Raw genomic sequence first — 11,704 nt, forward strand, 5'->3', positions numbered from 1 at the left:
TGCATCAAACCGGGGAGATGGGCAACCATCTCCCCGGGAATTGTTTGGTTACACGAAGGGTAGTGCTATGGTCAGGTTACGTCTCTATACGGCAAAGCATATTTCTATTCTGGTTCTAATCTTATTTCTCCTGGCAACACCCGTCCAGGCCGCACCTCCGGTGCTGGAACTGCCGATCCGATGCACGCTTGAGCAGGACTGTTTCATTCAAAACTATTTTGATACCGATCCCGGCCCTGGTGCCCATGACTACACCTGCGGCAAGCTGACCTACGATACCCATCACGGCACAGACTTCAGGTTGCGGGATCTGTCCGCCATGCGAAGCAAGGTCGCAGTAATTGCTGCGGCTCCGGGAGTTGTGGTGGGAGTGCGTGATGGCGAACCGGATGTTTATCTGAAACAACGTGACAAGGCCAGCCTTAAGGGCAAGGAAGCCGGCAACGGTGTGCGAATTGATCATGGTGATGGCTGGGCTACCCAGTATAGCCACCTGCTGTTGGGTAGTGTTGTCGTGCGTAAAGGACAACGAATAAATGCAGGCGATGTCTTGGGTATGGTTGGTCTGTCGGGCAACACTGAATTTCCTCATCTGGATATGAGTGTCAGCAAGGATGGTAAACCGTTAGATCCGTTCAACCCTGAAGCAAAGCCCTGCGGCAAATCCGACAGGACACTCTGGTCTGCCACCGCCATGAAGGCGCTACGCTACCAGCCAACAGGTGTCTTGATCACCGGTTTCGCAGCTACATCTCCTCAAAAAGAAGTGGCCGAGGCCGGTGGCTATGATGTCAAAACCATCCCTGATGATGCAGAAAACCTGGTCTTCTGGGTGGAACTATTCGGCCTGCACAAGGGCGACCGCCTGACTCTTGAACTGTACGGTCCTGACAAGCAGCGTATCTCAAATAGCCAGTCTGTGCTGCCTGGCGACAAGGCGGTCTGGTTTGCCTACAACGGTAAACGACGAAGGGCTGAATTCTGGCCTAAGGGCAACTACAGTGGGCTGATACGGCTGGAACGGGTAGGCAGGGTGGTTGTTGAGGAACAAAAACAAATTGAGGTGAACAGGTAGATGCAGCATCCCGAGCAGCAAAAACAATCGTGGTGGCACAGGCTGAGCGAACGGCTGGCCGGTTCTTCTGAAGCCGACCCGTTGGATTTCCGTCCTTCTATCATGCAGATCCAGGACAAAGCCCCGGCTCCGTTGGGCAGAACTGTCCTGAAGGTTGTGGCAGCACTTTTCGTTGGCTTGGTCCTCTGGGCGACCTTCGGGCGTCTGGATATCGTGGCGGTGGCTGACGGGAAGCTGGTACCCCAAACCTATCTCAAGATCGTCCAGCCGGCGGAACAGGGGATCGTAAAAGAGATACTGATCAAAGAAGGGGAATTCGTCAAACAGGGACAGGTACTGATGAAGATGGATGCGGTCCTGTCCACAGCTGAAGGCAAATCCATCACCTCCGAATACCATCGTCTACAGTTGGCAATCCGTCGGATTGATGCAGAGCTGGGCGGCAAATCATTGATCCGGCAGCCTGAAGACCCGGCTGATCAGTTTGCCCAGGTTTTTGTCCAGTATCAGACCAATCGTCGTGCCTATGAAAGCGCCTTGGCAGAGCAGCAGAGCGTGCTGGAAAAGGCAACGCAGGAGATGGCATCAGCCCGCGAGGTAAAAAATAAGCTCGAGCAAACCTTGCCCCATTATCGGGAACAGGAGAAGGCTTATGACGACCTTTACAGGGACGGCATGGTGGCCAAACTCCAGGCTGCCGAAAAACAGCGTGAGCGGATTGAAAAGGAACATGATCTGCGTTCCCAGGAGTTCAACATCAAGAGCGCTCAGGCCACCATTAACCAGGCCCAGAAAAAGGCGGCCCAGATCACGGCTGACAATCGTCGTCAACTTCAGATTGAGCGGGTTGAGGCCATGGGGCAGTTTGAAAAGATCAGGCAAGAGCTGGCCAAACAGCAGCACCGCCATGACCTGCTGGAGTTGAAGGCTCCCCAAGATGGCGTGGTGAAGGATCTGGCTACCCATACTGCCGGTACCGTGGTGACACCGGGAACAATTCTGATGACCTTGGTGCCACGCGATGAGCCGCTTCAGGCCGAAGTGTGGGTGTCCACCATGGATATCGGCTTTGTGCGTCCACAACAGCCAGTCAAGCTGAAGCTTTCAGCCTTCACCTTTCAGAAATACGGCATGATCGATGGCATTGTCGATCAGGTCAGCGCTGACGCCAGCGAAAACATGGGCCAGGCCAAGATGGGGGAGCAGGGGATTGTGCCGACCACCAAGGCGAGCACGCAACTGCACTACCGTACCCTGGTGGCCTTGTCAAACCAGCAGCTGATTGCGGATGGCCTAAAACACAAACTTACCCCTGGAATGCAAGTAACAGCCGAAATCAAGCTGGGGACACGTTCGGTGCTGGAATACTTCTTCTCGCCAATCAGCAAGGCGTTTCAGGAGGCAGGAAGGGAGCGGTGAATACTGCCTCTGTACACGTTTAATTGCCAGCTACGTGGCTGAGCAACTGACCTCCAAAACCTCATCAGTTGACTTCAACTGGGCATACACGGCACCCAGTGCTGCCAAGACAGTACTTTATCTGTCAACAAAACCAATGCGGACTCGATCCGATGCTTAAAGATGGCCTGCAATCTGAAATAACTGAACCGCTCCCAGCTGTCCACGCGATCCATTGCTGACCCCAAAAACAACCTTATTCATTAGTTACGATTAAGCAGTACAAAGTCACTTTCCTCAGTGTCGAACACCCAGCATCCACCTTCAATGTTTATGTTGTTCCACGTGTCCCGTCGTAATGGCCCGGCCACATGAGTGTGCCCGAATAGTTGCTTTACTTGTGGATCGGGCTTGGCAAGCTCCCGCTGGTGGTCATACCAGAATATCCCACCGTACTTGTCATCTCCCCCGCGCGCATCGTTGATAGCGAACAGCGGCCCTACGCCATAGTATTGATGCTGACCCGTTTGGGGCCTGGGTAATATTCTCTGCTGCTTGAACTCATTGTTAAGCCAATCCGCGATGCGTACTGGATCGCAACTGCTCATCGGAAGAGCCGGCAAATTTTTGGCAAGCATCGTTGAGACGCCGGCGTGGGTGCAAAGCCATCCGTCTACAGCGTGTGCCACCTTGAATCGACCCATGTGCGGGATGATCATGTCAGATATGGGGTTCAAGGAATCAGGGAGTCGCGAGTACGGTGGCCAGCAGGGTTTGTCGGTATAGGCGAGGTCGTGGTTGCCCCAGAGCAGGATGGAGTTTGATCTGAGAATCAGATCCAGGCACTCGAGCTCTTTCTGGATCGTCGAGCCGAAATTGAAGGAGTCAACAAGGTCGCCGAGAATGACATGCTCGATATCAGGTCTGTATTCCAGGAAGGTCCTGGCCTTTTTTATATCGCCGTGTATGTCAGAAATCACAATTGCCATAGGCTTTGATGTGCTTCCTGGTCAGTTGGATGCACAAAAGATTACGTCACGGGGTGTGTTTGGTCAAGGAGGGCGTTTGTTGAACTTCTGGGCAGCCATTTAACCATAAGCTGTCCACGGCCTATTGAACCATAAAATGACCATTTGGCCATTTTATGGTTCAGGTCACACCCCTCAGTTCAAAAGTAATGCTTTGTTCTTGACAGTCTCTTGACGACTGGTATAGTTTGCCGCAAAGTGGAAAAAAGTGGTAATAGGTGGAAACGAGGGGAAGGGTGGCCATGTTTGGCGGTGAATGCCTGACAACCATAGATACCAAGGGGCGGACCAGTATCCCGGTGCGGTTTCGTGAGGTGCTGTCCCAAGGTTTTGGTGACGAGCGTTTTGTGATCACCAAGGCCTCCCCGGTTGATTTTGGCGACGGCAGCTACGGTCGTGGGCTCTCGGTCTATCCACTTTCAGAATGGCAGGAGCTGGAGAAGAAGATTCAGGCCAATGAAGGCGGGTTGGCGCTGGCGCAGTTGAACAGCCTGAAGCGTCTGGTGCTGGGGCCTGCCCAGGAGTGCTCGGTTGACAAGCTGGGCCGGGTGCTGATCCCGCCGGCCCTGCGGCTGCATGCGGCGCTTGAGCGCGACCTGTATTTTGTCGGCATGGGCAAGCGGTTCGATGTCTGGGGCAAGGAGACCTACAGTCGTGTCAACGCCCAGGATGAGCGCAACTTCCCCCAGGATTCGGCAGCGTTGGCAGAGCTCGGTATTTAGGTGGAATCGTTCTCCCATTACTCGGTCATGGCAGCCGAGGTGTTGCAGTATCTGGCCCCCAGGTCTGGCGGCGTTTATCTGGATGGAACCCTGGGGGCTGGTGGTCATAGCGAGTTGATCCTTGAGGCCAGCGGTCCGGATGGTCTGGTGTACGGCATCGATCGTGATCCGTCGGCCTTGGCGGCGGCAAGCCAGCGCCTGGAGCGCTTTGGCAACCGTTTTCGACCGCTGCGGGGCAGTTTTGGTGATCTGGCCGACCTGCTGGCAAGCCAGGGCGTTGGGGCAATCGATGGGTTGCTGCTGGACCTGGGGGTTTCATCGCCCCAGCTGGACCGTGCCGAGCGTGGTTTCAGCTTCAGGGCCGATGGACCGCTGGATATGCGGATGGATCCAAGCCAAGGCGATACGGCAGCTGATCTGGTGAACAGTCTGTCGGAGCGGGAGCTGGAGCGGGCCATCAAGGAGTATGGCGAGGAACGTTGGGCCCGCAAGATCGCCCAGCGGATCGTGACAGCCCGCCAGGAACGGCCGTTTGAGACCACACTGCAGCTGGCCGAGCTGGTGGAGCGCACCATTCCGCGCAGGTTTCAGGAAGACCGGATCCATCCGGCGACCCGTACCTTTCAGGGGCTGCGGATTCTGGTGAACAGCGAGCTGGAGCAGGTGGAGCAGGGCCTGCAGGCCGGTATTGAGATGGTCAGGCCGGGGGGGAGGCTGGTGGTGATCTCGTTCCACTCCCTTGAGGATCGTATCGTGAAACAGCGTCTGCGAGATGCTGCCAGCGGCTGCCGCTGTCCCCGGCAGCTGCCGCAGTGTGTCTGTGGACAGAAGCCGTTGCTGCGGGTGTTGACCAGTCGGCCGGTGATGGCTGGTGACGCGGAGTTGGCAGAAAATCCCCGTTCGCGCAGCGCCAAGTTGCGGGCAGCGGAACGGTTGGCTGGTTGATGGAAGGAGGTGGCCGATGAGTACGGCAAAATTCAGTTATGACAAGGTGGCGATCCCGGCCCAGATCGGGTTGGATGTCTCGGCTCACCGACTTGATATTGTCAGGTTCCTGATGGTCTGCATGGTGCTGTTGACGATTGTCTCCATCTTCCATGTCTGGTCACGCTTCCGGTTGGTGGAGTTGAATCTGCAGATCAACGAGGCCTCGCGACAGATGAAAGATCTGGAGCAGGAACAGAAACGTCTCAAGCTGGAGGCCGAGTCGTTGAGCACACCGGCCCGGATCGAGGCGATCGCCAAGCGGGACCTGGGGATGACGGTGCCGCTGGAGCAGCAGGTGGTAGTGGTGAAATGAGTAGCGACAGCGAAGAAGCCTGGGGACGGCCATGAAAGATCAGCGGGAAAAATGGACCAGAGTCCGGATTATCATACTCGCCGGTCTGTTTGCCTGCTGTTTTCTCGTTGTTGGTGGCCGGAGCTTCTGTCTGCAGGTGCTAAAGCACGATCAACTGGTCAAGCTGGCGGAGCGTCAGTATAACCGCACCGTGCCACTGGTGCCGGCCAGGGGCGGCATTTACGACCGCACCGGGGCACCTTTGGCGGTCTCGTTGGAGATGGACTCCCTGTATGCCGAACCACGGCAGGTCAAGGATCCCCACGGCACGGCCACGGTGCTGGCACCGCTCTTGGGCGAATCACAGCAGGCGGTGTTCAAGAAGCTAACCCTCGAGAGAGGCTTTGTCTGGCTGGAGCGGCGCATGGCGCCGGATACGGTGCGCCGGATCAAGCAGCTGAGACTGGCCGGAATCGGCTTTGTTAAAGAGAGCAAGCGTTTTTACCCCAACTTTGAGGTGGCCTCCCATGTGCTGGGTTTCACCGGCATCGATCCGGAGGGGCTGGAGGGGCTGGAGCTACGCTACGATGCCACCATTCTGGGCAATACCGGATATCTGGTGACCGAGCGCGATGCCTTGGGCCGTGACGTGGCCCCGCACGAGACGGTGGTCAAGGACGCCTCTCCCGGCAGGAGTCTGGTGCTGACGCTGGATAAGAACATCCAGTATCTGGCTGAAAAGGAACTGGCCAAGGCGGTGCAATCCAGTGGCGCCAAGGCCGGCATGGCGGTGGTGGCAGAGCCGGCCACCGGCAAGGTGCTGGCCCTGGCCAACTATCCGACCTTTAATCCCAACTCGTTTTCACGCTACACCCCGTTTCAGTTGCGTAACCGCAGCGTGGTCGACAGTTTTGAGCCCGGTTCAACCTTTAAGATATTCCTGATGGCGGCAGCCATTGAGGAAAAGCTGGTCCGGCCTCATGATCAGGTTAATTGCGAGAATGGCAGCTATGTGTTCGGCGGCAGGACCATTCGTGACGACCACCCCCAGGGCAGGATTTCGGTCAGCGACGTGTTGCGTTACTCCAGTAACATCGGCTCGGCCAAGATCGGATTCAGGCTGGGCGATGACCGTCTGCACCGCTACCTGAAGGCCTTCGGGTTTGGCGAAAGGACCGGCATTGATCTGCCAGGGGAAACCGGCGGCGGTCTGCGGCCGGTTTCGCGTTGGTACGGCAGCGATCTGGCCACCATCGCCTTCGGGCAGGGGGTTTCTGCGTCGGCGATCCAGCTGGTGAACGCGGTTTCCGCTGTGGCCAACGGCGGTATGCTGATGAAGCCGTATCTCGTGGAGCGGGTGATTGATGATGCCGGCCGTGAACTGAAGCATATACAACCCCAGCCGGTACGCCGGGTGATCTCGGCCGATACGGCAGCCACGGTGACCCGCATGATGGAGACCGTGGTGGCCCCTGGTGGCACCGGTACCAAGGCGGCTATTGAAGGGTTCCGGGTGGCCGGCAAGACCGGCACGGCCCAGAAGGTGGACCCGGTCAGCAGAGGGTATTCAGCCACCAAGCGCACCGCCTCGTTCATCGGTTTTGTGCCGGCCGAAAAGCCGCAGCTAACCATTCTGGTGGTGATCGACGAACCGAGTGCCAGCCCCTATGGCGGCGTGGTGGCGGCACCTGCCTTCCGCGAGATCGCCTTCAACACGTTGTGCTACCTGAAAGGGACCAATGGTGGCGCAACAACGCCAGCCATGCAGGTAAAGGCGGCTCCAGCGCAGCCGGCAGTGCCGCAGGCGGCAGCACTGCGTGAGCTTGAACCGGTCACGGAGGCTGGCGAAGGTGGACGGATCGACGTGGCCGGCGCCGGCACGGTAATGCCGGATTTTCGAGGTATGAGCATGCGGCGGGTGCTGCAGGTGATGGAAAAACGGCAGATCAATATCCAGCTGCGCGGCAGTGGTCGCGTGATCGAGCAGTACCCGCAACCAGGGCAGGTTATCAGGGGTGCCGATGAGATCTGGGTCCGCCTGGTGCCGGCGGCATAAAAAGGAATGACCATGCGCCTACAACAACTGTTGGAGACCATAACGCCGCTCTCGATGAGCGGTGATGTCCAGGTTGAGATCGGCCAGTTGACCTGCGACTCGCGTCACGTGCAGCCAGGAACGCTGTTCTTTGCCCTGCCGGGCGCCACGGTGGATGGCCATCAGTTTATTCAACGTGCCGTGGAGGCCGGGGCCAGCGCCGTGGTGCTAGAAGATGCGACCCAAGCGCCGTCAGCCGTGCCGTGGGTGCAGGTGGCGGATGGCCGCCTGGCCATGGCGTGTATGGCTGCCCGTTTTCATGGTGATCCTACAGCGGAACACCCCTTGGTGGGGATCACCGGCACCAACGGTAAGACCACCACCACCTACCTGATCGAGGCGATCCTGGCCGCTGCCGGGAAGCCGGTCGCTGTGCTGGGCACCATCAGCTACCGTTTCGGCGCCACGGTGATCGACGCCAGCCACACCACGCCGGAATCCACCGAACTGCAGGCCGCCTTTCGTCAACTGGCCGCTGCCGGTGCCCAGGGTTTTGTGATGGAGGTCTCCTCCCATGCCCTGGAACAGAAGCGGGTCGACGGCTGCCACTTCGACGTGGGGGTCTTCACCAACCTGACCCGCGACCACCTGGATTACCACAAGACCATGCAGGCCTATCAGGCAGCTAAACAGCGCCTGTTCAGCGAACTGCTGCGACCGGACGCCGTCAAGCCGCGCCGTCGGGCGGTGATCAATCTGGATGACCCTGTCGGTGCTGATTTCGTGCGGTCAGCCGTCTGCCCGGTCATCAGCTACGGCCTGGCCTCCGATGCCGATGTGACCGTGCGGAGGCTGCGTTCGTCGGTTGATGGTATCCAGGGTATCTTGGTAACCCCGGCCGGTGAGATCGAGTTTAGCTCCGGGCTGGTGGGACGTTACAACCTGTCCAATATCCTGGCTGCCGTTGCTGTCGGCATCGCGCTGGAACTGCCACTCACGAGCATCAGCCAGGGCATCAGCCAGCAGGCCAAGGTGCCGGGGCGGCTGGAGCGGGTGCCTAACCAGCGTGGTGTCACCTGTCTGGTGGATTATGCCCACACCGGTGATGCCCTGGAGAATGTGCTCACCACCCTGCAGGAGCTGGCCACCGGCCGGATCATTACCGTCTTTGGTTGCGGCGGCGACCGCGACCCAGGCAAGCGTCCGGTGATGGGCGAGATAGCCGTCCGGCTCTCGGATTTTGCTGTGGTGACCTCAGACAACCCGCGCACTGAGGATCCCTACACGATCCTGGGTCAGATACGGGAAGGTATCATGCCGCTGGCAGTACGTGAATATAACCTGAGCGAGCTGGAACATGCCGTTACGGGCAAGGGTTTTACCGTGCTTGAGAACCGTCGCGAGGCGATCCGGCTGGCCGCACGGTTGGCCAAGCCGGGGGATATCCTGCTGTTGGCCGGCAAGGGGCATGAGGACTATCAGATCTTGGGCACGACCAAACACCACTTCGACGACCGAGAAGAAGCGGCTGCAGCACTGGGAGAGAGGGCCTAGTATGTTCAGTGTTGCCGAACTGGCTGCCGCGACCCTCGGCCGGATAGTCGGTGACGGCAGTCTTGCGGTCAGCGGCATCAGCACCGATTCCCGCAGCGTCGTGACCGGCGAACTGTTTGTGCCGCTGCGGGGCGAGCATTTTGACGGCCATGACTATCTGGCGCAGGTGGCTGCGGCCGGAGTCAGTGTCTGTCTGGCTGAAGAGCGTTGGTTGAAACAGCACGAGCTGCCGGCCACCCTGACCTGCGTAGCGGTCAAGGACAGTCTGAGGGCCCTGGGAGACCTGGCCGCAGCGTACCGTCAGCGCTTTGAACCGCTGGTGATCGGTGTCACCGGCAGTAACGGCAAGACCACCACCAAGGAGATGCTGGCCAGTATCCTCAGGCTGACTGGTCCTGGATTGGCCACCGAAGGCAACCTGAACAATCTGATCGGCCTGCCGCGGATGGTCTTTCGGCTGCAGGCTGAGCATCGCTGGGCCGTGCTGGAGATGGGGATGAGTGAGCCGGGCGAGATCGACCGGCTGGCGGAGATTGCTCAGCCTAAGGTGGGGATCGTATTGAACGCCTTTCCGGCCCACCTGCAGAGTATGGGCAGTGTGGAAGCGGTGGCTACGGCCAAGGGTGAACTCCTGTTCAGGGTCGGTGATAATGGTCTGGCCGTGGTCAATGGCGATGACCCCCGCGTTGTCTCGTTGCCCCAGAACCCGTCTGCCCGTCGGATCAGCTTCGGTATCCGGCGTGGTGAGGTGCGGGCCGAGAATATCCGTGCCCATGGCGCCGAGGGGCAGAGTTTCACCCTGGTGAGTCCGAAGGGCGAGGCAGAGGTCCGACTGCAGGCCTGCGGCAGCCACAACGTCTATAATGCCTTGGCCGCTGCCGCAGCGCTGCTGGACGAACTGCCGCTGACGACCATTGTTGAGGGGTTGGCCCGTTTCACACCCTACAAGGGGCGCTTCCGGATCGAACAGGCCGGCCCCTTGACCCTGATTGATGACAGCTACAACGCCAATCCGGCCTCCACCGGTGCAGCCTTGGCCACCCTGGCTGAGATCAAGGGCACTGGCCGGGCTTTTGTGGCCCTGGGCGATATGTTGGAGTTGGGTGGTGACGAGGCTGAACTGCACCGGCTGGTAGGGCTGCAGGCCGCCCAGGTGGCGGATCGGTTGTATCTGGTCGGTACACTTACGGCCCACACCGCCGAAGGTGCGCGGGAGGCAGGCATGGCTGCCGATTCGGTCTGTAGCGGCTGCGATCATGCAGCCGTGGCCAATGACATTATCGAACGGGCCCATCCCGGCGACCTGATACTGGTAAAAGGTTCACGCGGCATGCGCATGGAAAAGATCGCAGAACTGATCCGGCAACACTACGCGAAGCAGACTGTTGCATAAACGTTATGAGGAAGCATGGCTACAAGGCGCACGGAGCGTAGCGACTGAGACATAACATGTAGTTAGGCGAAGGAGCGAGTACCGCGCAACGCGGTAGACAGGCTCCGCAGTATGTTTATCAACGGTCTGCCAGGAGAACGAGGATGCTTTATCACCTATTTTATCCGCTGGCCAGCAATCTGAAGATCCTTAACATCTTCAAGTATCTGACCTTCCGGAGTATCTACGCCATGATCACGGCGCTGGTGGTCTGCTTTGTGCTGGGTCCATGGATCATCCGCAAGCTGGAGGGGTTGCAGGCGCGGCAGGTGATCCGCACCGACGGACCTGAATCCCACCTGCAGAAACAGGGCACTCCCACCATGGGCGGGGTGATGATCCTGGCGGCCATCATCCTGCCAACGCTGTTGTGGGCCGACCTGTCAAACCTGTACGTCTGGACCACGCTGTTCATTATTGTCGGCTATGGCCTGATCGGTTTTGTGGATGACTACAAGAAGGTGGTGGAGAAGAACCCCAAGGGACTCTCGGCTCGCCAGAAGATGTTCTGGCAGGTGCTGCTGGCCGGTTGCGTAGCAGTCTTCCTCTATCTGAACCCGGCCTTTAACGAGATGCTGTATGTGCCGTTCTTCAAGAACTTCCACCCCGACCTGGGGCTGCTGTTTATCCCGTTTGTCGTGGTCGTGATTGTGGGGGCCAGCAACGCCGTCAACCTGACCGACGGCCTGGATGGCCTCGCCATTGGCCCGGTGGCGATCAATGCCGCCACCTACCTGTTATTTGCCTACGTGGCGGGCCATGCCACCCTGTCGGCCTACCTGCAGATCCCGCGCGTGGTTGGGGCCGGCGAACTGGCCGTGATCTGCGGCGCCATGGTGGGGGCCGGGCTGGGTTTCCTCTGGTATAACTCCTATCCGGCCGAAGTCTTTATGGGGGATGTGGGTTCACTCTCCCTGGGTGGCACCCTGGGAACCATCGCCGTGCTGACCAAACAGGAGATCTTGCTGGTGATCGTGGGCGGTATCTTCGTGATTGAGGCGCTTTCGGTGATCTTTCAGGTGGGTTCCTACAAATACCGCGGCAAACGGATCTTCCGCATGGCGCCGATCCACCATCACTTTGAGTTGAAGGGAGTGGCGGAACCGAAGATCATTGTCCGCTTCTGGATCATCACCATCATCCTGGCCCTGGTGGCCATATCAACCCTGAAGATGCGCTGA

General features: G+C 58.7%; 10 protein-coding genes. 9 read left to right on the forward strand and 1 reads right to left on the reverse strand.

Features of this window, described 5'->3' with window-relative positions; translation table 11 throughout:
* Positions 1 to 67 precede the first annotated feature (67 nt).
* The gene (locus tag RBQ93_RS07620; protein ID WP_320371505.1) at positions 68 to 1,075 is read left to right on the forward strand and encodes a M23 family metallopeptidase; all 1,008 of its coding nucleotides are present in this window, start codon (positions 68 to 70) and stop codon (positions 1,073 to 1,075) included.
* The gene (locus tag RBQ93_RS07625) at positions 1,076 to 2,494 is read left to right on the forward strand and encodes an HlyD family type I secretion periplasmic adaptor subunit (protein WP_320371506.1); all 1,419 of its coding nucleotides are present in this window, start codon (positions 1,076 to 1,078) and stop codon (positions 2,492 to 2,494) included. It begins immediately after the preceding gene.
* A gap of 242 nt (positions 2,495 to 2,736) precedes the next feature.
* On the opposite strand, the gene RBQ93_RS07630 is transcribed toward RBQ93_RS07625, so the two are convergent.
* A complete protein-coding gene (locus tag RBQ93_RS07630) occupies positions 2,737 to 3,462 on the reverse strand; it encodes a metallophosphoesterase (RefSeq protein WP_320371507.1) in 726 nt (241 codons plus the stop codon).
* A gap of 281 nt (positions 3,463 to 3,743) precedes the next feature.
* Here RBQ93_RS07630 and mraZ point away from each other — a divergent pair, with 281 nt between their 5' ends.
* The 7 genes from mraZ (at position 3,744) to mraY (ending at position 11,704) form a co-directional block, all read left to right on the forward strand.
* A complete protein-coding gene (gene mraZ, locus RBQ93_RS07635; protein WP_320371508.1) occupies positions 3,744 to 4,223 on the forward strand; it encodes a division/cell wall cluster transcriptional repressor MraZ in 480 nt (159 codons plus the stop codon).
* Complete coding sequence (gene rsmH, locus RBQ93_RS07640; RefSeq protein WP_320371509.1) at positions 4,224 to 5,168, forward strand: 16S rRNA (cytosine(1402)-N(4))-methyltransferase RsmH; 945 nt, start codon at positions 4,224 to 4,226, stop codon at positions 5,166 to 5,168.
* 16 nt (positions 5,169 to 5,184) lie between these two features.
* Positions 5,185 to 5,523, forward strand: a complete 339-nt coding sequence (gene ftsL, locus RBQ93_RS07645; RefSeq protein ID WP_320371510.1) for a cell division protein FtsL — start codon at positions 5,185 to 5,187, stop codon at positions 5,521 to 5,523.
* Positions 5,524 to 5,554: 31 nt separating this feature from the next.
* Positions 5,555 to 7,558, forward strand: coding sequence for a penicillin-binding protein (locus tag RBQ93_RS07650; protein WP_320371511.1), 2,004 nt, complete (start codon positions 5,555 to 5,557; stop codon positions 7,556 to 7,558).
* A gap of 12 nt (positions 7,559 to 7,570) precedes the next feature.
* The gene (locus tag RBQ93_RS07655; RefSeq protein WP_320371512.1) at positions 7,571 to 9,091 is read left to right on the forward strand and encodes a UDP-N-acetylmuramoyl-L-alanyl-D-glutamate--2,6-diaminopimelate ligase; all 1,521 of its coding nucleotides are present in this window, start codon (positions 7,571 to 7,573) and stop codon (positions 9,089 to 9,091) included.
* A gap of 1 nt (position 9,092) precedes the next feature.
* Complete coding sequence (locus tag RBQ93_RS07660; RefSeq protein WP_320371513.1) at positions 9,093 to 10,484, forward strand: UDP-N-acetylmuramoyl-tripeptide--D-alanyl-D-alanine ligase; 1,392 nt, start codon at positions 9,093 to 9,095, stop codon at positions 10,482 to 10,484.
* A 143-nt stretch (positions 10,485 to 10,627) separates the two neighbouring features.
* On the forward strand, positions 10,628 to 11,704 hold the full coding sequence (gene mraY / locus RBQ93_RS07665; RefSeq protein ID WP_320371514.1) for a phospho-N-acetylmuramoyl-pentapeptide-transferase: 1,077 nt from the start codon (positions 10,628 to 10,630) through the stop codon (positions 11,702 to 11,704).

Source organism: Trichlorobacter sp. (assembly GCF_034008105.1).
Taxonomy (GTDB): Bacteria; Desulfobacterota; Desulfuromonadia; order Geobacterales; family Pseudopelobacteraceae; genus Trichlorobacter.